This window comes from Qipengyuania sphaerica (assembly GCF_019711595.1).
GTDB lineage: Bacteria > Pseudomonadota > Alphaproteobacteria > Sphingomonadales > Sphingomonadaceae > Qipengyuania > Qipengyuania sphaerica.
On record NZ_JAIGNR010000003.1, the window covers coordinates 280,034 to 300,261 of the forward strand.

The window sequence follows — 20,228 nt, forward strand, 5'->3', positions numbered from 1 at the left end:
GACCAAGGTCCGGCTGCGAATGCACCCGGCCTGCGCTTCCGGTGCTCACGGACTGAATGTCCGATGCGCGCCGGTTCTCGTCGGGGCACCTTCTCGCTCGAACCTGGCCCAATCTACCTTCTGAGTGCTCTCACACAGGCGGCCCGATCGACATCCTCGCCATCGCTCGCGCGGCGGGCTTCGACATGCGTTGCGCTCGGCTGTCCGCCCGGACGCAGCGGGTAGAGGTAAATGTCGAGCACGCAGGGCGCGCCGCTGAACTGCAGCTTCATCGCATCGCCCTCCTTCACCTCCAGCCGGGGGGCGCCGAACATATTGGCGAGCGCCGTCGCATCGCGCCCGATCACCCCTTCGAGGCCAGGCTGGTCCATGACCTTGGGAGCAATGAAACCCCGCGATGACGGGGCGGGCTGTACCGGCTGCTGCGGTGGCGGGCGCGTGGAGGTGACCGGCCTTTCGGCTGGGCGCGTCTCGTAGCTTGCAGGCACGCTGACACAGGCCGACAGGCTCGCCGATAGCGCGACGAGGCCGAGTAGACTACGCAATTCCGCCTCTCCCGCGGTGGACCATATGGGTTGCGCTCGCCGCGCCAAGGACGGGCGCGAGCAGGTTGAGGAACGGGACCATCAGCAGCCCCGCAATTGCCCCGCCGAGAACGAAACGCCGGCCCTGCCCGAGCGGGGCGATTTCGGTCTCGTCCTGCCGGTGGCGAAGCCAGACCATGTCCTGCAATTCGCGCCCGAGGAGGAAGGCATTGACCGCCCAGAACAGGATCGCGGTCCCGATGCCGGTGACCAGCAGCAGCGCTGCAAAGGGCAGGGCGATAATGTTGGCGAGCACGGCGCGCGTCGTCGACTTGATGCCATTGGCCATTTCTTCGCGCAGCGCGAGCGACCGTGCGTTGCCCGCCTCTTGCGGATAGTGCCGCGTTTCGACCGCCCGGACGACGTCTTCGGCAAAGAACTGCAGCACGAATAATGCGACGAAGCGGAACAGCAGCCATGCTCCGATCAAGGTGGCGAGGATGGCGAGCAGCGCTCCGGCACCGCCTCCGCCCTCCATTCCCGCCCATACGAAGAAGGCCTCGAACCCGAAACTCGCTGCCCAACCCAGCACGAGAAAGATTGCCAGTGTGATCATCAGGCTCTTGCCCAGGACCTTGAGGATCGCCGGATCGCCCAACTGGCTGAAAGACAAGGCTAGGGCACGGGGGAGCGACATCATCGTGGGGCCGGAGATCGCTTGGCCGGCGCCACAAGTCAACGCCGCCCTTGGCGATCACGCGACGAACCGCTAACCGCGCCCGACGAGATTCCCCCAAGCCCAAGATTCCCACTGGAGTATACATGACCGACCCCCGTTACGACGTCGTCGCGATCGGCAATGCCATCGTCGACGTGATGGCACCCTGCGAAGACGAACTCATCGAGGAGCTGGGTCTCGCCAAGGGCGGGATGACCCTCGTCGATACCGAGCGCGCGAAAGAGCTTTACGATGCCATGGGGCGCGCGACGGAAATTTCGGGAGGCTCGGCGGCCAACACCCTCGCCGGAATGGCCGCGCTGGGTGCGCAGTGCGCATTCGTCGGCCAGGTCGCCAAGGACCAGCTGGGCGATATCTTCGCGCATGACATCCGCGCAGTGGGCATCGATTTCGACACGCAGCCCCGCGAAGGTGACCCGCCGACCGCGCGCTGCCTCATCTTCGTGACGCCCGACGGCGAGCGGACGATGAACACCTTCCTCGGCGCGAGCCAGTTCCTGCCGCCCGCCGCCTTGGACGAGAACCTCATTGCCAGCGCAGGTGTGCTCTATCTCGAAGGCTATCTCTGGGACCCCGAAGAACCCCGCAGCGCCATGCGCCGCGCGATCGACGTGTCGCGCAATGCGGGCCGCAAGGTGGCCTTCACCGCTAGCGAGAGCTTCGTGATCGACCGCCACGGCGACGATTTCCGGGCGCTGATCGACGAAGGCAAGATCGACATCCTCTTCGTCAACGAACACGAACTTGCGACGCTTACAGGCGAGGATGATTTCGACGCGGGCCTCGCTGCCCTGGAAGACAAGGTCCCGACCCTGGTCGCCACCCGCAGCGCCAAGGGTGCAGTCGCGATCGAGAACGGCAACCGCGCCGAAGTCGCTGCCGAGCCGATCGACAAGGTCGTCGACACCACCGGCGCAGGCGACCTTTTCGCCGCAGGCTTCCTCACCGGCCACACGCGCGGCGAGAATCTCGAAACCTGCCTACGCATGGGCGCAATCTGTGCGGGCGAGATCATCAGCCATATCGGTGCCCGCTCCGAAAAGGATCTGAAGGCGCTGGTGGCGGAGAAGCTGGGCTGAGTTGCACTTCGCGCAAGTTGACGAAGTACATCCGCCCCGCCGGCTGATTCGTTTCCAAGGGCGCAACTGCAAAAAACCACGAAAGCCCCGCTGCCAAGGCGGGGCTTTTTTAGTGCGTCATAGGCGCGCTTTTTCAAGGAGCCGTCCCCGCCGTACCGTAGCGGCAGAGCTGTAGGAAAGACATTTCCGCCCCTCCTCGGGCACGAAAGAATTTCACTTCGCAACCTTGCGCCGCCGCCGTGCATGGTGAAGGAAATCCCGCGACGCAGCCCGCAAATCCGGGCGCGAGAGGATGACCAGCGGAGAGCGACGCAATGAATCTCGATTTCACCCCCGAAGAGCAGGCTTTCCGCGACGAAGTGCGCGCCTTCATCGCAGAAAACTATCCCGAGCACCTTGGCGATGTGGGCCTGCGCGAAGACCTCTCGCGCGAGGATTTCCTCGCCTGGCACAAGATCCTCGGCGAAAAGGGCTGGTCGGTCCCCGCATGGCCCGAGCAATATGGCGGCACCGGCTGGACCCCGACCCAGCGCTATATCTGGTCGGAGGAGAATGCGCGGGTGAATGCGGTCATGCCGCTGCCCTTCGGCGTGTCGATGGTCGGCCCCGTCATCTATACTTTCGGCAATGAAGAGCAGAAGGCGAAGCACCTCCCCGGCATCCGCAGCGGCGAGGTGTGGTGGTGCCAGGGCTATTCCGAACCGGGCGCAGGCTCCGACCTCGCCTCGCTCAAGACAACCGCGGTGCGCGATGGCGACCACTATGTCATCAACGGCCAGAAGACCTGGACCACGCTGGCCCAATATGCCGACTGGGGCTTCTTCCTCTGCCGCACCGATCCGGATGCCGCCAAGCCGCAGGAAGGCATCAGCTTCATCCTCGTCGACATGAAAACGCCCGGCGTCGAAGTGAAGCCGATCAAGCTTCTCGACGGCGGTTACGAGGTCAACGAGACCTGGCTCACCGACGTGCGCGTGCCGGTCGAAAACCTCGTCGGCGAAGAGAACAAGGGCTGGACCTACGCCAAGTTCCTGCTCGCCCATGAACGCAGCGGCATTGCAGGTGTCGCGCGCTCGAAACGCGGCGTGGAAAAGCTGCGCGAAATTGCTGCCAACGAAACGCTCGATGGCGCGCCGCTGATCGAGGACTTCGATTTCGCCCGCAAGGTGAGCCAGCTCGAAATCGACCTCGCCGCGCTCGAAATCACCGAACTGCGCACGCTGGCGGGCGAGCAGGCGGGCAACGGCCCGGGACCGGAAAGCTCGATCCTCAAGATCAAGGGCACAGAAATCCAGCAGCGCCTGACCGAGCTCACGCTGGAGGCGGTCGGCAGCTATGCCGCGCCCTATTATCACAGCATCGCGAACGACGACGGGAGCAACGAATATCCGGTCGGCCCCGACTATTCGGCGCATGCGGCGGAAACATATTTCAACATGCGCAAGACCTCGATCTACGGCGGATCGAACGAGATCCAGCGCAACATCATCACGAAAATGATCCTCGGCCTCTAAGGCCAGAGTTCTAGCGGAGAGAGACCCCGTGGATTTCAACTTCACCGAAGAACAGGACATGGTTCGCGACGGTCTGTCGCGCCTCGTCCGCGAGCAGTACGACTGGGAAACGCGCCGCAAGGCCATCGAGAGCGAGGCCGGATGGCGGCCCGAGATCTGGGCGCAGCTGGCCGAGCTAGGCATCCTCGGCATGCCCTTCAGCGAAGACGTCGGCGGCTTCGGCGGCGGCGCGGTCGATGCGATGATCGTGATGGAGGAATTCGGCAAGGGCCTGGTGGTCGAACCCTTCGTCCCCACCGTGGTCTGCGCGGGCGGCTTCCTCAAGCACGCGGGCAGCGAGTCCCAGCGCGAGGAGCACCTGTCCGCCATCATCGACGGCAGCCGCGTCTTCGCCTTCGCCTATGCCGAACCGCGCGGTCGCTATGACTATGCCGACCTTGAAACCACCGCGAAGAAGGACGGCGACGGCTACGTGCTCAACGGCCACAAGGCCGTCGTCATCGGCGCGCCCTGGGCGAGCCATTTCGTCGTCACCGCGCGCACCGGAGGCGATCGCCGCGACCGCGAGGGCGTGAGTGTCTTCATCGTCGACAAGAGCGCGGACGGCATCACCACCCGCGATTACGAGACCGTCGACGGCCGCCGTGCCTCGGAAGTCTATTTCGAGAACGTCTCGGTCCCCGCCGATGCGCTGATCGGGGAAGAGGGCGGTGCCCTGCCGCTGATCGAGCAGGTCACCGACGAAGCCATCGCCGCCCAGTGCGCCGAGGCCTGCGGAGCGATGAAGGTCGCGCACGCCATGACGCTCGAATATTCGAAGCAGCGCAAGCAGTTCGGCGTTCCGATCGGCAAGTTCCAGGTCCTCCAGCACCGCATGGTCGACATGTACACCGCTTACGAGACCGCGGTTTCGCTGACCTATCTCGCCACGATCAAGCTCGACGCAGGCGAAAAGGAGCGCAAGCGCGCGGCCTCGTCAGCCAAGGTCGGCGTCGGCCAGTCGGCGCGCTTCATCGGGCAGGAAGCGGTCCAGATCCACGGCGGCAACGGCGTGACCGACGAATATGCGGTGGGTCACTACTTCAAGCGGCTGACGATCTTCGAGAACGAATTCGGCAATGTGGACCACCATTTGAAGCGGCACGTTTCGCTGGGTTGATTGAGAAAATCCGAGGGGCCGTAGGTGCGGCTTCTCGGACCAACCGTGCCGGTTGCGGTCAGTCCGCTAACGACCCGATTGCGGTTCTAGACCTCACCTTCGAAGCTCGCCATAAGCTGACCTCGAAAGCTAATCGCGAGATAGTCCGATGCGCGTCGAACTCAGTTGCTGGCTTCCCAAGAAACCGGAATGGGTTTGGGAGCGTGTGCAGCAGTCCTCTACTTTAGACTTCGTGGCGGGACCTCTCATTCAATTTCGACCAAAAGCATCCGCCTTTCCGTCTGTTTGGAAAGAAGGAGACTATGCTGCCAGCATGCGCCTTTTTGGTGTCCTTCCAGTCGGCAATCAAACTATTGGGATCGAGTATCCTCCCGATGCACCACCGATGACGTTGCGGGACAATGGACATGGCACCATGGCCAAGAAGTGGGACCATTGGATTTTTGTCCGGTCTGAAGGAGAGGGAACTTACTATACTGACCGCGTGGACGTATCCGCTGGCGTACTCACGCCATTTGTGGCCCTCTTCGCAAAGCTCTTCTATTCTCATCGCCAACGCAGATGGAAGAAGCTGGCAGATTTGGCATAATATGTCTCTTATCGACAGATTGGCGCGCTAAGCAGACCGGCAGCTTTCCACCCAATTTCAGTCCTATCGGTTAACTCTCGCGTTGCCCGATAGCTGACATTCCCGGCGGCCGATCAATTCACCCATGCCGCTCGCGGCGCGCTTCGCGCACTGGCAGAACAAAGAAGCCCCGCCTCGGTTGCAAGGCGGGGCTTTTCTTTAGTGCAACCGCCGCATCAGCGCCGTTCGAATTCCTCGATCAGCGAAAGGATGTGGCCGCGGTGCGCGCGGGTTTCCGCGTTGGCCGAGCCGCCCGAGGCGATCGCCTTTATCTCCCTGATGCTGGCGAGTGCTGCCGAGCGCGCGACATAGTCGAAATTCGGCTGCGCCTGCGGCCCGACCGGTGTCTGCTGCATGCCGCCGCCCTTGCCGCCAGCGACCGCGAGCAGGCGGGTGACATATTCGATCTGCAGGTTCTGGCGGTAGGTGTTGACTGCCCCCGCCTTGTCGGCATCGAATACCATCCCGGTCAGCTCGTCCATGTAGCTGGCGACCGAATAGGTCCCGCCATATCGGCGTGCATCGGTCAGGCGCGACAGCACATTGGGGTGGAGCAGGTGGTTCAGCAGGCCGCGCTGCATCGTCAGGGCGCGGTCATGCGGCTGCGGGTCGATCCGCTCGCCAAACGCATTGAATCCGCGCCGCTGGATTTGCAGGCGGTTCAGCAGGTTCTCGCCTGCCGCGAAGGCATCGGGCGCGAGGGCGATGCGGTATACAGTCGCCAGGGCACGTCGCTGCTCTGCCGCGGGGACCGGGACGAAGGGCTGTTGCGCGCCCGACTGGCCGACATTGGAGCGGTTGTTGAATACCCCGCCGATCCAGCGCGATGCCACCTCGGCGGCGCGATATTTCTGCTGCGACAACAGGGCGTAGCTGGTGACCAGCGACTGGTAGCTGTCGCCCGGTTCGAGCACGCGGTCGGGCAGGTCGAGCATGGCCTGGTCCATCAGTGCGGCATGCTGCCCGGCCCAGGTGATCGGATCGTCCGACAGGTCGTTGATCATCACGCGGGGATCGATGTGGCGGCCGGGTGCGCGCAGGTCGTCGGCATCGTTGCCGAAAGCCAGTTGCGGCTCGGTCGAACGCGCGAGGATGCCGTCGATAGCGGCGTTTTCCGGGGTGTAGCCGAACTGGATCGCCCAGATGTCATAGGGGCCGGGGCGGTCGATGGCATACTGGCCCTGCGTTTCACCAGGCCGCGCGAGGTTGACCGCGGGATAGTCCATGACCGAATTGGTCGGGAGGACGCCCGGCGTGTCCAGCGCGTCGAGATCGACCGTGCTGGTGGAGCGCATGTTGTGGTTGAGCCCCAGGGTGTGACCGATCTCGTGGATGATCAGGTAATACAGATACTGGCGCACGAGCGGGTCGTTCTGCACCTCTGCCACGCCCTGCGCCGAGGCCAGGATGCGCGCGGTCATCAGATCCGCCTTGAGGCGGTCGCCGAGGTCGCAATCGCGGCCCTGGTGGTCATGCCCGGAACTCGCCGATTGTGAGCCGAAGATATCGGTCAGCCGCACGCCGCGGGTGATGAAGCTGTATTCGAGCATGATGTCGGCGCCGAGAATCTCGCCGGTCCGCGGGTTGGTGAAGCTGGGCCCGTAACCACCGAAAGGCGGATTGGGCGAGGAGGTCCAGCGAAGCACGTTATAGCGCACGTCGCCGGCATCCCACCGGGCATCGTCGGGCTGGATTTCCACCCGGATCGCGTTGGAGAACCCCGCCGCTTCGAAGGCCGTGTTCCACGTGAGCGCCGCATCGCGGATCATCCCGCGCAATTCGAGCGGTGTGGTATTCTCGATCCAGAAGGTGATCGGTTTTACCGGATCGGAGATTTGTGCGCCCGGGTCCTTTTTCTGCAGGCGCCAGCGATTGATGACATCGCGGTAGGGCGTGAAGGAATCGGAGGTGAGGTCGTCGACCTGGCTGGTGAAGTAGCCCACCCGGTAATCGTCGAAGCGCGGTTCGAATCCCGCTTCGGGCATTTCAAGGAAGGAATGCTGGACCAGGATCGCCACCGAACGGGCATCGGTTATGTCGGGGTTGCCGTAATTGACGGGCTTGGGATTGTCGAAAACATACTCGACGCGGAAATCGGTGTTTTCAGGGAAGTTGATCGCTTCGGCTATACGCGTCTTGTCCTTGGACAGCTCGCCAAGCGCGAAACTTTGCCCCGGTTTGGAATCCGGGTCCTGCCAGGGGCGAACCTGGTGGAGCGATTCGTTTTCGAGCAGCTCGTCGGCCGAAATCAGCACGCGCCGGCCGTCCTTGCTTTCCGCGGCAATGGGCAGATTGGCGAGCGGTGCGCGCGCGACATTGGCCGTGGCTGCACGCGAAATCGCATTGTCGGGATCGAAGTAATAGCTGGTGTTGATCGCCTCCACCTCGACACGGTCGAACCGGCGGTTGAAGCTCACGATCCGGTTGTCGCGGAAGTTGCCGCGGAAGTGGCCCGCTTCGACGGGACCGTTCTCGGTGTAGGTGAAGTAGATGAATTCGTCGCCCAGCTGCGAGGCGTCGATCTCCATGTAGATTTCGCCGGTTTCGGGGTCGCGATAAAGGGGAAACAGTCCCTCGGTCTTGGTGAAATCGGAAACGAAGGCGGCAATATCCTTCTTTTCCTCCTCGCCGGATTCCTTGTCCTTATCCTTGTCCTTGGCCTGCGCCCCGGTTGCCGAAAGCAGCGCCGCACTGGCCAGCAAGATCCACTTTTTCATCCGATTCCTCTCCTTGAAATATATTTTGTTCCGGCCTTCAGCCGTGCCGTTCGCGGCGCACTTCCCTTTGCCCGATATCACGGCGGCAGAAGCCGTCTCGGAAATCTATCGCGTCGACGGCTGCATAGGCCGCGCGCTGGGCTTCGGTGGCGCTTGAGCCCTTTGCGGTGACGTTGAGCACGCGGCCGCCGCTTGCGACGAGCTGGTCGCCCTCGCGGCTGGTCCCGGCGTGGAAGACCTTGGCGCCGTTTGCCTCGGATTCTCCCAAGTCGATGCTGCCGCCCTTCTTCGGCGTACCGGGATAGCCCTCTGCCGCCATCACCACCGTCAGCGCAAAATCGTCGCTCATTTTCGGCGGTTCGATCTCGCCCAGCCGTCGCTCGGCGCAGGCGAGCATCAATTCGACGAGGTCGCTCTCCAGCCGCATCATCAGCACCTGGCATTCGGGATCGCCGAAGCGGACGTTGTATTCGATCAGCTGCGGGCCCGATTTGGTCAGCATCAGCCCGGCATAGAGCACGCCGGAATAGGGCATGCCTTCCTCGCGCATGGTGCGCACGGTGGGCTCGATGATTTCCTTCATCGCCTGTTCGCGCAGCTTGTCGGTCAGCACGGGGGCGGGCGAATAGGCGCCCATGCCGCCGGTGTTGGGGCCTTCGTCGCCATCGCCCACGCGCTTGTGGTCCTGCGCGCTGGCGAGCGGCACGATGGTCTCGCCGTCGGTGAGTGCGAAGAAGCTGGCCTCCTCGCCGGTCAGGAATTCCTCGATCACCACCTCGGCGCCCGCGCTGCCGAACTTGCCATCGAACATCTCGGACAGCGCGTGCTGCGCCTCCTCGCGCGTTTCGGCGATGACCACGCCCTTGCCTGCTGCGAGACCATCGGCCTTGAGCACGAAGGGGGCATCGAAGCGCTTCAATTTACCCCATGCCTCTTCGAGCGAGGCGGTGCGGTAGTATTTGGCGGTGGGGATGCCTGCGCGCTCGCACAGATCCTTGGTGAAGCCCTTGCTGCCTTCGAGCTGCGCGGCGGCTTTCGAGGGGCCGAAGCTGAGGATGCCAGCTTGTTCGAGGCTGTCGGCCAAGCCTTCGACCAGCGGGCCTTCGGGGCCGATCACGACGAGGCCGATGGCCTCTTCCTCGCAGAACTTGACCACGGCCGCATGGTCGCTGCTATCGAGCGGGACACAGGTAGCGCATTCTTCCATGCCGGGGTTGCCGGGGCTCGCCCACAGCTTGTCGCACATCGGCGATTGCGCCAGTTTCCACGCCAGCGCATGTTCGCGCCCGCCGCTGCCGAGCAAAAGGATATTCATGGCCGCAGATTTCCCACCCGATGATGACACTGACGGTCTGGTAGCGAAGCCCCGCCCCGGCGACAACGCCGAGCCGCTGTCGGTGAGCGAAATCTCGAACATTCTGAAGCGCACGGTGGAGGACCGCTTCGGGTTCGTCCGGCTGCGCGGCGAATTGTCGGGGGTGAAGCGCGCGGCCTCGGGCCATCTCTACGCGGCGCTGAAGGACGAAAAGGCGGTGATCGATGCGGTCATGTGGCGCGGCAATACCCAGCGCCTGCCGTTCCAGCCGGAGGACGGGCTGGAAGTGATCGCCTCCGGAAAGCTGACGACCTATCCGGGGCGCAGCAAATACCAGATCGTTGTCGAGCGGATGGAACTGGCGGGCGAGGGGGCCTTGCTGGCGCTGCTCGAAAAGGCCCGCGCAAGGCTGGCGGCAGAAGGCCTGTTCGACGAGCGGCGGAAGCGCGCGCTTCCTTTCCTCCCGCGCACCATCGGCGTGGTCACCTCGCCAACGGGTGCGGTCATTCGCGACATTCTCCACCGGCTGGCGGACCGTTTCCCGAGCCGCGTGGTCGTGTGGCCCGTCCTGGTGCAGGGGCAGGGTGCTGCATCGCAGGTCGCGAATGCCGTGCGCGGGTTCTCGGCAATGCCGGAGGGCAATCCCGACCGGCCCGACCTCGTCATCGTTGCACGCGGGGGCGGCTCGATCGAGGATTTGTGGAGCTTCAACGAGGAAGAGGTGGTGCGCGCCATCGCCGAGTGCACGATCCCGACGATCAGCGCGGTGGGGCACGAAACCGACACCACGCTCGCCGATTTCGCCGCCGACCGCCGCGCCCCCACGCCCACTGCGGCGGCGGAGATTGCCGTGCCGGTCCGCGCCGAACTTGCCGCCACTCTTGCCGATTTCGGCGCCCGCAAGAAACGCGCGATCCTCAGGCCCGTGCAGCTGGGCCGCGAAAGGCTGGAGGCGCGCGCCGACCGGCTGCCCTCGCCCGAAGCCCTTCTGCAGCCGCAGGCGCAGAGGCTCGACGATCTGGCCACCCGCCTCGGCCATGGCCTGCGCGAAAGGGCGGCACGGGCACGCGAACGGCTGCAATCGGACCGCGCGCGGTTGAACGCGCCGCTGCTCAAGAGCCGCCTCCAACAGGCGCAGGAGCGATTAGCGGCGACCTCGCGGCTGATGGTCTCGCTCGATCCCGATAATGTGCTGAAGCGCGGCTATGTACGCGTGGTCGGACCGGAAGGGCGCACACTGACCGATGCGGCTGCTGCGGCAAAGCACGCGGCGCTGACGCTCAAGTTCCGCGATGGCGATGTGGCCGTTTCCACCGGCGAAGCCTCGCCGCCCGCCGCTGCACCCGCCCCCAGGCGCAAACCGGCGAAAAAGGGAACGCCGCCCGCACAGGACGATTTGTTTGGTTAGGCTTCAGCTGCTAGGGCGCGACCCATGTTGATGAACAAGAATTCCGGCCCCTCCTCCGGCGAGGCCAAGCTGCACTACGGCCCCAACGGCTTTCGCGTCCTGCGCACCGGCAACCACGTGTTCTGCGCGGCAAGCGGCGTACCCATCCCGCTCGAGGAATTGCGCTACTGGTCGGTCGAGCACCAGGAGGCCTATGCCACGCCGCAGCTCGCGACCGAGCGGCTGAAGCCGTGACGCTCTATCGGGTCGCGCCTTTCCTCTTTTTCGCTACGACTGCATGTGCCCTGTCTGCCGAGCCCGTCGCCCGGCCGGAGCCTGCACCCACGCCGACTCCGTCGACGGCCTCGGGGCCTGCGCGCCCGCCTGCCGGGCAGCTGCCGCCCGCCATCCCTGCACCGCCAGCTCCGGTGCGCGAGGAATTCCGCATATCCGGCAAGCTTGAACAGGGCGGCTGGATCAAGGGCCTCGTCCCGATGGGCACGGTATCGGCGCGGCTGGGCGATGAGGAGATCGATTTCGATGTGAATGGCGCGTTCTTCGCGGCATTCGATCGCGATGAAGGGCCCGTGGCGCAGCTCGAAGCGACGCTTGCCAGCGGGAAAGTCGTGACCCGCGAGCTGGCGATCAAGCCGCGCTCCTGGGACATCGAGCACGTCAATGTCGCGCTCCGGCCCTCGACATCTTCGGAGGCGTTTCGCAAGCGGCGCGCCGTGGAGCTCGAAGCCATCTGGACCTCGCGCCAGAAGGATACCGATGCACAGGGGTGGCGAAAGGATTTCATCTGGCCCGTCACGGGGCGCATTTCGGGCCGCTTCGGTTCGCAGCGCATCTATCGCGGTGAGCCCGGCAGTTATCACTCGGGCCTCGATATCGCTGGCGGCGCCGGTACGACCTATGTTGCACCCGCAGACGGCACCGTGGTGCTGGCAGAGCAGGATTACAGTCTCGAGGGGCAATTGCTCATCATCGATCACGGGCAGGGACTGAACAGCGCCTTCCTCCATTCTTCGGCGCTGCTGGTGTCCGAGGGGCAGGCGGTGAAGCAGGGGCAGCCGCTGGGCCGCATCGGCTCTTCGGGCCGCGCAACCGGGCCGCACCTTCACTGGAGCCTCGTGTGGAAGGACAAGCGGCTCGATCCGCTGCTGTTCCTTCCGCCCATGCCCTGACGAAAGGCGCGCCCATGGGGGCCAAACGCAAATGGCTGGCCGTGCTGGTGGCGCTAGCGCTCGCGCCCGGGACTTTCCTGCGCAGCGAGGTCGTGCGCGATTATGGCTCGCCGGTCACGATGACGGAGCTTGCATTCGAGGCGGCAACGAGCGGACCCTTGAGCCTCGAGGGGGTGTGGCAGCTATCCAGCGAGAACGACTGGTTCGGCGGATATTCGGCACTGGAAAGCCTGCCCGATCGTTCTTTCTTAGCTGCGAGCGATCGCGGGCGGCTGTTGGAAATCCCGATGCCGAGCGAACAAACGGGCGTGCCGCAGATCACTTCGTTGCCGGGCTTCCCGCGCTTGCCGGAGGACCGGGCGGATGTGGAGGCGCTGGCCATCGATCCTGCCACCGGCCGGAGCTGGGTCGCGATCGAGACCAACAACCGTATCCGCCGCTTCTCGCCCAGCCGCCCGCGCCATTCGCATAATAGGCCGGAGGCGATGAAGCACTGGCCGCTCAATGCCGGGGCGGAATCGATGGTCCGCATGCCGGGCGGGCGTTTCCTCGTCATCGCCGAGGCGGATATGGGCGGAGGGCGGCATCGCGGACTGCTCTTCTCCGGCGATCCGGTCGAAAGCGACGAGGTCACGCGTTTCGTGCTTGAGGGAGAGGAGGGCTATACCCCGTCCGACGCGGCAAGACTGCCCGACGGCCGCGTGGTCGTGATCCTGCGCAAGCTCGCCTTCGGCTGGCCCTACAGCTTCAAGGTGAGGCTGGCGGTCTTCGATCCAGCGATGATCAGGCGCGGAGCCACCATCGGATTGCGACAGGTGGCGACGATCGACACGCCCTTCCCGACCGACAATTACGAAGGCATCACCGTGACCAGCGAGGATGGCGGGGACTGGATCGCCTGGATGATCTCGGACGACAATTTCAACCGCTACCAGCGCACGCTGCTGCTCAAGCTGCGCTGGGCGAGGAACCCCTCGCAGACACGGCAAAAGGCGCGCAGGTAGACCCCGCGCGCCTTTTCGTATCCCGATAGGATCAGCGCCGAAGCGCCGCCAGCTCTTACGAAGCGGCGGCAGCCTTCTTCAGCTCGCGCTTCACCTTGAGCGCGTTGGCCGAAAGCTTCTCGTCGCTGGTCTTCATCAGCCAGTTGTCGAGGCCGCCATTGTGCTCGACCGAACGCAGGCCCTGCGTCGAGACGCGGAACTTGAAGCTGCGGTCCAGCTTTTCGCTCATCAGCGTGACGTTCTGCAGGTTGGGCAGGAAGACGCGCTTGGTCTTGTTGTTGGCGTGGCTCACATTGTTGCCGACCTGGCGGCCCTTGCCGGTGAGTTCGCAAATACGCGACATGATAAGTCTCTTCGTTCGAATGGGCGGGCGAGTTCCCTTGGCCGCGACAAGCGGGTGCGGGGCTCATTATTCCCGGAAAGCGGCGCGCATAGCGGCGGGTAGCCGAATCGTCAAGCACGTTGCGCCTTGCCGGGGCGCGGGCTAGCGAGGCGGCAGATATGTCGTCCTGGACCCTTCCGCAACCGATGAAACGCGCGCTCGACCTCGCCGAGGCGAGTGCGGCTACGGGCGAGGTGCCGGTGGGCGCGGTCATCACGCGCGGCGGGGAGATAATCGCCGAGGCGCACAACGCCCCGCGCGAGACCTGCGATCCTACCGCCCATGCGGAGGTCCTGGCGATTCGCCGCGCGGCCGAGGCGCTGGGGCAGGAACGCCTGACCGACTGCGAACTTTGGGTCACGCTGGAGCCCTGCGCCATGTGCGCCGGCGCCATCGTCCACGCGCGGCTGGGCAAGGTCTATTACGGCGCGAGCGATCCCAAGGGCGGTGCGGTCGAACACGGCGCGCGGGTGTTCGAGCAGGAGCAATGCCTGCACCGGCCCGAGGTCTATTCGGGAATGGGCGAGGCGAAAGCGGCAGAGCTGCTGCGCGCTTTTTTCAGCGCGAGGCGCTAATCATTTCCTCATAGACCGATCCTAAACGGCATGTCTGGAGGAGGGTTTGCATCATGGACGGCAAGACAATGCTTTGGCTCGGCGTCGCTGTCATCGCTTTCGGCGGCTACAAGCTTTTCGGAGTGATCCCCGGCATCGGGCTGGCGGTGGCCGGCGGGATTTGGGCCTCGCGACAATAGGCGGCAGGCCTCACTTCCAATGACCGCGCCAGCCCCGCGCTACGCGTAGGTTCTCGCAGGCGCTGCCAAAAGCATCAGCGAAACATCATCGTCCCATCATGGCTATAGCGGCCGCTTCCCAGCATCTTCACCACCGATTGGTGCGAGGAGGTGTCCATGCAATGTGCCCATGGTATCAAAGTCTTTGTTGCAGCGCTGTCGGTTCTTGCGCTCGCCGCGTGTGGAGGTGACGATTCACCTGCAAGCGCACCCCCGTCGAGCGAAGGTGGTGGCGGCAATACGCCCGACCCACCTGCGACGGCGAATCTTCCGCTCGCACCCTTCGGGCTCACTCAGGATATGCAATTCGAAATGGTCGGCTACCAGACCGTTTCTCGGTCGGATGAGCCGGATCAGCTCGCACTGGCAGGAGACAAGGGCTCGCTTGAATGGTCGTCCTCGGAAAAGACCTACCTGATCTCGCTCGCCGACCTTGGCAGTGGCAAGCTCGTCTATACTTTCTCCGGTGAGGATCGCAATCCGAGTGCCTTTTCGATTGTCCAAGCGGACGGAACGACGGCCGGAGCGTACGTGACCCTGCTTCTCGACGGTGAGAGTTCGCGCAAGATCTACTGGCAATCGGCAGACGGGGTTACGCCCTTCGTCTACGCTGAAGCAATCTACGGCATCCCTGTCCCTGCGGGCAGCCTGCCGGACACGGGTTCCAGGATTTTCGTGACCGACACGAGCCCGCAAGCTGCAATCGAGGTCGATTTCTCAACGGGCAAGGTAAGCGGATCGATCACCAGCTATTTCGACGGCGGCGGCTTCTACCCGCCCGGCCCGAAGGAGACGGCAATCCTCGAGCCTGCCGACATTCTGCCCGATGGCACATTCGTCGCGAAGCTGACGATCGAAGGCGCACCCAGCCAGGGCTTGCTTCGCGGTCGCCTCTTCGGGGCCTCGGCAAACGAGATTGGCGTCTATTTCGATGCACCCGTACGCTGGGATCAGAGCGGCACCTGGGCGCGGTGGAGGACAGTTTTGCGATATCCGGTCTGTGCCACCTGCAATTGAGGCGAACGGCAGTTGTCGGATGGTGCCCGGCCTTTGGCAGAGGCGCTAGAGTCCCCGCCAGATCTTCGCCGGCCTGTCATTTCCCGCCCCGTATAGGGAGGTATTGCAGCGGGTCGGCATGAAGCGCTCGTCGTAGCAGAGGCGCACCTCTTCCAGCCAACCCTTCTTGTCGAGGTGCACGCCGATGGCCTCGGGAAACCAGCCCGGATTGGCGTCGGCGAGGCGCGTTCGGATCTTGCCTGCGGTGAGATTGTCCTCGCGGCTGATGCGCACGAAATCGGGAAAGCGCAGGCCATTGTACAGGATGCGGGTGACCTTGAAATAGGTCTCCGGGCGGCGCGTCATGCAGGTGCCGTGCTTGGCCCATTCATGCACGAGCAGCGCCGCGTCGGGGGTCATGCAGAGGTTCCTGCGCGCCTCGCTCGCTGGCAAGTCCCCGCCGCCGCACCATTGCGGCCATGTGTCTCCGCTTTCGGGCCACAGGCCGTGGACGGTGAAACCGAAGCGACCCTCGCGTCCCGAACACTGGCGGGCATGCTTGGCCGAGCTTTCGCGGAAGCGGCAGAATTCGGGCGACCACGTCAGCGCCAGCGTATAGCCGGTAACCGGCAGGCGGCGCGGGCGCTCGGTTTCCGGCGCAGGCAGCTCGACCCTTTGCGGAAGCCGGCACTGGAAGGATTGTGCCTGCGCGACCTGCGGCAATGCCGCTGCCGCGCAGGCGATACCTATCTTCGATATGAGGCGTCTAGGCGCCACGCTTGGCCGCGAACCATTCCTTCGCGTCCGGTTGGAACAGCATGTAGATCGCCGCGATGGACATGATCGTGCTGACGATGCCGGTGATCTGCATCATGTCGAACCCGGTGGTCGAAAGCCCGACGAAGATGCCGAAAATGCTCCACAGGACGAAGAGGATCAGGATCCATTTGACGAACTCGATCCGCAGGATCGAGATCAGGAACCACAATGCCATGCTGATGCCCACGCCGAAGACTACGCCGGCGATGATCGCGCCGCTGCCTATGCCGCTGTCGGCTTCGATGCCCTGTGTCGCCATTTCCGCATTCATCTGGTCCATCATCATGTCCCAGCCGAAAACGATGCCGAGCAGGCCTACGACGACCGAGCCGATATAGAGCAGGTCGAATTTCTTGATTGAATCGGGTTTTGCCACACGTCCCTCCCTGATGGCATCTGCGATGCGGGAGGGAGTGCAACGCTTTTACAGCGGCGTAAAGTCCAAACCGATATCGGCTGCGGGCGCGCTCTGGGTGAGGCGGCCGACGGACACGTAATCGACGCCCGTTGCGGCCTTGGCCCTGATCGTATCGAGATTGATCCCGCCGCTTGCCTCGGTGGGCACGCGGCCGGCGACCAGCGCCACGGCCTCGCGCAAGGTGGGGGGCTCCATATTGTCGAGCAGCAGGCGGGTCGCGCCTGCCTCCAGCGCGGGTTCGATCTGGTCGATCCGGTCGACTTCGCAGATGATGTCCTCGACCCCTGCCTCGACCGCCCGGCGCACGGCCTCGCCGACCGAACCGGCCACGAGCACGTGGTTGTCCTTGATCATTGCCGCATCCCATAGGCCCATGCGGTGGTTCGCCCCGCCGCCCATGCGCACCGCGTATTTCTCGAGGTGGCGCAGGCCGGGAATGGTCTTGCGCGTATCGAGCAGGGTGCAATCGGGATTGTCCATCGCCGCCACATATTCGGCGACCATGGTGGCGATACCCGAGAGGTGCTGGACGGTGTTCAATGCCGCGCGCTCTGCGGTGAGCATGGCGCGCGCATTGCCTTCGAGCCGCATCAGGTCGGTGCCGGAAGGAACGCTGGCGCCTTCGTGCACGAGGATGTCGATTTGCATGTCCGGGTCGAGCGCGCGGAAGAACGCTTCAGCGACCGGCAGGCCTGCAACATGGATCGCGTCGCGCGTGTCCATGACGCCGGCGAACCGCGCATCGACCGGGATCACGCTTTCGCTGGTGACGTCATGCCCCCCGCCCGGCAGCCCTTCTCCGAGATCCTCGGCCAGCGTGTCTCGAACGAAGCTTTCGATGTCGAAGCCGGGGAGGGTGAGTTCGTCAGTCATCGCTTCCTTTCGCAAAGGTCTTGGCAAGGCCCTCGGCAACGCGAGCCCGGATTTCGGGCAGGCCATCCTCGATAAGCTTTACCGCTCTACCTGTGGTGAGCGAGGGATCTTCGCCTTTGAGCGGCTTAATCTTGCCGCCGATCCCGCGCATGACCTTGTAGGAGGGCTTGTCGTCCTCGCCGAAAATCCGGACGATATAGATCCAGCTGGCCGTCTGCCCGGTCAGCGAGAAACGCATGATCTTGATTTCGCGCGTGATCACTTCGACCGTGCATCCGCTTGAGCCGCCGGCCAGCGGCGGTGAGGATTGGCTGAAATTCAGGACGTCGGGTATCGGTGCGGCGCGCTCGAGGGTGAAGTTATATCCATCGAGCACAAAATTCGCGAACAGGTTTTCGAGGATCGCGGCCTGATTGTCTTGCGCGAAGGTTTCCGCGAAAGATGCTGCATTGGGCAGGCTCGAATAGGAAAAGACAACCGAATCCGAGCTGACCGACTGCGCCACCACATAGTCGGTCGGTACGAGCCGCAGAGTGCACTCGCGCGCGTTAGCAGGCACAGCGGCAAGCATCGCCGCCATGACCGCGCCAAGGATCGAGATTATTCGCATGCCCCCCATCACGTTTGTCAGTGGACGAAGCGCGCCACGACGTCACGATAGCTGCGTGACACCTTCACCTCGGCGCCGCTGTCGAGCACGAGGAAGCATTCGCCATTGGTGTGCGGCTTGACCTGGCGGACCTGGTCGAGGTTCACGATCGTGCTGCGATGCACGCGCTGGAAGGTGCGCGGGTCGAGGCGGCGTTCGAGATCCTTCATCGTCTCGCGCAGGATCAGCGAATTGTCGCCGGTGTAGATGCACATGTAATCGCCTGCGGCCTCGATATGCTCGATCGTGTCGACCTCGACGCGGAAGATCTGGCCGCGGTCCTTGACGTTGATCAGCTTCTCGTAGCGGCCGGAAGCTTCGGTATCGCCTTCGTCCATGTCCTGTGCGGCTTCCGGAGCCACTTCGGACAGGACACCGCGCAGGCGGTCGGCTTCATCGGAGCTTTTCTTTTCGGCAAGGCGCTGGCGGACGCGTTCGATCGTGTCGGCGAGCTTGTCCTCGTCGACCGGTTTCATCAGGTAATTGACCGCATTGGCCTCGAAGGCGCGGATCGCGTGTTCCTGGAAGGCAGTGACGAAAACGAACAGCGGCGGTTCGATTTCCATCACGCCCTGGACCACGGAGAACCCGTCGAAGCCGGGCATCTGGATGTCGAGGAAGACGAGGTCGGGCTTCAGCGTCTTGATCGCGCGGATCGCCTCGCGTCCGTTCTGGCAGGTTTCGATCACCTCGACATCCTCGAAAGGTTCGAGCCTCAGCTGGAGGCCCTGGATGGCGAGTTTTTCGTCGTCGACGAGGATCGTGCGGATAGTCATTTTGCGGTACTTACCTTGGTGGGGGCATTTGCAGGGGTAACGCCCGTGGCGCTGGCTTGTTTCAGCGATTGTGTCGCGGGCGAAGCGGCAGACGGCTCTTCTTCGTCGGCCAGTTCATGCGGAATCTCGATCAGGACGGTGAAACCGCCGCTTTCCGGGCTGCGGATTTCGAAGCGATGGTCATCGCCATAGGCCTGGCTCAGGCGGTCGCGGATGTTGGCGAGGCCGACCCCGGTGGAATCGCGGCGCTTGTGCGTGGCCATGACGGCAGGCAAATCGTCGGCCACCCCGCCCACATCGACGCCGGGGCCGCTGTCGGCGACGGTGATGCGCAGTCTCGGCCCGACAATCTGGGCGAGAAGCGAGATCTCGGCGCCCTCTTCCTGCGGGCTGACGCCGTATTTGATCGCATTTTCGATCAGCGGCTGGAGCAGCATGGAGGGAATTTGCGCCTTGGCCGCGCGTTCCTCGACGCGGAATTCGGTTTGCAGGCGCTCTTCGAAACGCATGCGTTCGATTTCGAGATAGAGCTTCAGCGTCTCCACTTCCTGCTCGACCGACACCTTGCCTCCCGGCTGGGTGACAAGCGTATGGCGCAGGAAACTCGATAGCCGCGTCAACATGGCATTGGCGGGCTTGGTCTGGTTCAGGAGGACCAGCGTGGAGATGGAATTCAGCGTGTTGAACAGGAAATGCGGGTTGAGCTGGTAACGCAGCATGGCCAGCTGCGCGCTCGTCGCCTGCGCTTCCAGTCGTTCGAGCCGGTCGGCCTGCTGCTCGACCTGGAGGAAGAAATTGATCGCGTAATACAGCGCCGACCATGCGCCGAGCAGCGTCAGGTCGAAGAAGTAGATGCCGATCAGGATGCGGACGAAGCCCGTTTCCGCTGCTGGACGGGTCAGCCCCAATACCCAGCTGTCGATGAAGGCGAAGATGCCCACCGCGACCGCCAGCGCCGCAGCCGTACCGCCCCATGTCACCAGCGGCCTCTGGCGGATCAGATAGGCATAGACGACCGACAGGATCAGGCTGATCGAAAAACCCGTGATCGTCGCGATCAGGATGACGAAGAAAAACTCGAGCGGCTGGCCGTTGGCAAAGGCCGACATGGCGCGCAGCAGTGCCGATCCGCCCCAGCCTGCCAGCTGGAGGTTCCAGAACGCCTGGTTCTTGTTGTCGAAGAACGGCGTGGGATTGAGCGGCAACACTGCCATCGGCTGAGCCTCCTAGCCCAATTGCGCGCAGCTTTGCCAGCCGCTACTCTTCTTC

Annotated in this window: 22 protein-coding genes; 11 read left to right on the plus strand and 11 right to left on the minus strand. The window is 63.8% G+C overall.

The window, feature by feature from the left end:
- Positions 1-113: 113 nt before the first annotated feature.
- Together K3178_RS11245 and K3178_RS11250 are read right to left on the minus strand one after the other, a co-directional pair.
- Entirely contained in the window at positions 114-545 is a 432-nt protein-coding gene (locus K3178_RS11245; RefSeq protein WP_221571514.1) for a hypothetical protein, read from the minus strand.
- Positions 538-1,224, minus strand: coding sequence for an EI24 domain-containing protein (locus tag K3178_RS11250; RefSeq protein ID WP_221571515.1), 687 nt, complete (start codon positions 1,222-1,224; stop codon positions 538-540). Before K3178_RS11250 ends, K3178_RS11245 begins: the two co-directional genes overlap by 8 nt.
- 122 nt (positions 1,225-1,346) lie before the next feature.
- Here K3178_RS11250 and K3178_RS11255 point away from each other — a divergent pair, with 122 nt between their 5' ends.
- The 4 genes from K3178_RS11255 (at position 1,347) to K3178_RS11270 (ending at position 5,604) form a co-directional block, all read left to right on the plus strand.
- Positions 1,347-2,342, plus strand: coding sequence for an adenosine kinase (locus K3178_RS11255; RefSeq protein WP_221571516.1), 996 nt, complete (start codon positions 1,347-1,349; stop codon positions 2,340-2,342).
- A 314-nt stretch (positions 2,343-2,656) separates the two neighbouring features.
- Positions 2,657-3,856 carry an acyl-CoA dehydrogenase family protein gene (locus K3178_RS11260; RefSeq protein ID WP_221571517.1) on the plus strand — a complete coding sequence of 400 codons (1,200 nt, stop codon included), beginning with the start codon at positions 2,657-2,659 and terminating at the stop codon, positions 3,854-3,856.
- A 28-nt stretch (positions 3,857-3,884) separates the two neighbouring features.
- Complete coding sequence (locus tag K3178_RS11265) at positions 3,885-5,015, plus strand: acyl-CoA dehydrogenase family protein (RefSeq protein ID WP_221571518.1); 1,131 nt, start codon at positions 3,885-3,887, stop codon at positions 5,013-5,015.
- A 148-nt stretch (positions 5,016-5,163) separates the two neighbouring features.
- Entirely contained in the window at positions 5,164-5,604 is a 441-nt protein-coding gene (locus K3178_RS11270) for a hypothetical protein (protein ID WP_221553434.1), read from the plus strand.
- A gap of 215 nt (positions 5,605-5,819) precedes the next feature.
- Here K3178_RS11270 and K3178_RS11275 read toward each other — a convergent pair whose 3' ends face one another.
- Together K3178_RS11275 and purD are read right to left on the minus strand one after the other, a co-directional pair.
- Positions 5,820-8,360 carry a zinc-dependent metalloprotease gene (locus tag K3178_RS11275; RefSeq protein ID WP_221571519.1) on the minus strand — a complete coding sequence of 847 codons (2,541 nt, stop codon included), beginning with the start codon at positions 8,358-8,360 and terminating at the stop codon, positions 5,820-5,822.
- 37 nt (positions 8,361-8,397) lie between these two features.
- Positions 8,398-9,675 (minus strand): phosphoribosylamine--glycine ligase, encoded by a 1,278-nt coding sequence (purD, locus tag K3178_RS11280; protein ID WP_221571520.1) that lies wholly within the window; start codon positions 9,673-9,675, stop codon positions 8,398-8,400.
- Between purD and xseA the strand changes: the two genes are divergently transcribed.
- The 4 genes from xseA to K3178_RS11300 are packed head-to-tail and all read left to right on the plus strand — an operon-like array spanning position 9,674 to position 13,253.
- Positions 9,674-11,083, plus strand: a complete 1,410-nt coding sequence (gene xseA / locus K3178_RS11285) for an exodeoxyribonuclease VII large subunit (RefSeq protein WP_221571521.1) — start codon at positions 9,674-9,676, stop codon at positions 11,081-11,083. The genes purD and xseA overlap by 2 nt on opposite strands.
- A 24-nt stretch (positions 11,084-11,107) precedes the next feature.
- Positions 11,108-11,317: a DUF2093 domain-containing protein gene (locus K3178_RS11290; RefSeq protein ID WP_221571522.1), complete on the plus strand. Its 210-nt coding sequence runs from the start codon at positions 11,108-11,110 to the stop codon at positions 11,315-11,317.
- Positions 11,314-12,249 (plus strand): M23 family metallopeptidase, encoded by a 936-nt coding sequence (locus K3178_RS11295; RefSeq protein WP_345719896.1) that lies wholly within the window; start codon positions 11,314-11,316, stop codon positions 12,247-12,249. Before K3178_RS11290 ends, K3178_RS11295 begins: the two co-directional genes overlap by 4 nt.
- Before the next feature lie 14 nt (positions 12,250-12,263).
- On the plus strand, positions 12,264-13,253 hold the full coding sequence (locus K3178_RS11300) for an esterase-like activity of phytase family protein (RefSeq protein ID WP_221571523.1): 990 nt from the start codon (positions 12,264-12,266) through the stop codon (positions 13,251-13,253).
- A 55-nt stretch (positions 13,254-13,308) separates the two neighbouring features.
- On the opposite strand, the gene rpmB is transcribed toward K3178_RS11300, so the two are convergent.
- A complete protein-coding gene (rpmB, locus tag K3178_RS11305) occupies positions 13,309-13,596 on the minus strand; it encodes a 50S ribosomal protein L28 (RefSeq protein WP_006832776.1) in 288 nt (95 codons plus the stop codon).
- A 158-nt stretch (positions 13,597-13,754) separates the two neighbouring features.
- On the opposite strand from rpmB, the gene K3178_RS11310 reads away from it, so the two are divergent.
- From K3178_RS11310 to K3178_RS11315, 3 genes are all read left to right on the plus strand, one after another.
- Entirely contained in the window at positions 13,755-14,210 is a 456-nt protein-coding gene (locus K3178_RS11310) for a nucleoside deaminase (RefSeq protein ID WP_221571524.1), read from the plus strand.
- 53 nt (positions 14,211-14,263) lie between these two features.
- The gene (locus K3178_RS14325) at positions 14,264-14,389 is read left to right on the plus strand and encodes a hypothetical protein (protein WP_282098864.1); all 126 of its coding nucleotides are present in this window, start codon (positions 14,264-14,266) and stop codon (positions 14,387-14,389) included.
- Between the two features lie 156 nt (positions 14,390-14,545).
- Positions 14,546-15,445: a HupA family protein gene (locus K3178_RS11315; protein ID WP_221571525.1), complete on the plus strand. Its 900-nt coding sequence runs from the start codon at positions 14,546-14,548 to the stop codon at positions 15,443-15,445.
- Between the two features lie 45 nt (positions 15,446-15,490).
- Here the strand turns inward: K3178_RS11315 and K3178_RS11320 are convergent, their stop codons facing one another.
- Genes K3178_RS11320 through K3178_RS11345 form a run of 6 tightly spaced genes read right to left on the minus strand, consistent with a single transcriptional unit; the run spans position 15,491 to position 20,173 of the window.
- Entirely contained in the window at positions 15,491-16,201 is a 711-nt protein-coding gene (locus K3178_RS11320) for a ribonuclease T2 family protein (RefSeq protein ID WP_345719897.1), read from the minus strand.
- Positions 16,191-16,619: a hypothetical protein gene (locus K3178_RS11325; RefSeq protein WP_221571526.1), complete on the minus strand. Its 429-nt coding sequence runs from the start codon at positions 16,617-16,619 to the stop codon at positions 16,191-16,193. Before K3178_RS11325 ends, K3178_RS11320 begins: the two co-directional genes overlap by 11 nt.
- Before the next feature lie 48 nt (positions 16,620-16,667).
- The gene (gene nadC, locus K3178_RS11330; RefSeq protein WP_221571527.1) at positions 16,668-17,534 is read right to left on the minus strand and encodes a carboxylating nicotinate-nucleotide diphosphorylase; all 867 of its coding nucleotides are present in this window, start codon (positions 17,532-17,534) and stop codon (positions 16,668-16,670) included.
- Entirely contained in the window at positions 17,527-18,144 is a 618-nt protein-coding gene (locus K3178_RS11335; protein ID WP_221571528.1) for a hypothetical protein, read from the minus strand. The genes nadC and K3178_RS11335 overlap by 8 nt, the downstream gene beginning before the upstream one ends.
- A 17-nt stretch (positions 18,145-18,161) precedes the next feature.
- Positions 18,162-18,959 (minus strand): LytR/AlgR family response regulator transcription factor, encoded by a 798-nt coding sequence (locus K3178_RS11340; RefSeq protein WP_221571529.1) that lies wholly within the window; start codon positions 18,957-18,959, stop codon positions 18,162-18,164.
- Positions 18,956-20,173, minus strand: a complete 1,218-nt coding sequence (locus tag K3178_RS11345) for a sensor histidine kinase (RefSeq protein WP_221571530.1) — start codon at positions 20,171-20,173, stop codon at positions 18,956-18,958. The genes K3178_RS11340 and K3178_RS11345 overlap by 4 nt, the downstream gene beginning before the upstream one ends.
- Positions 20,174-20,228 lie beyond the last annotated feature (55 nt).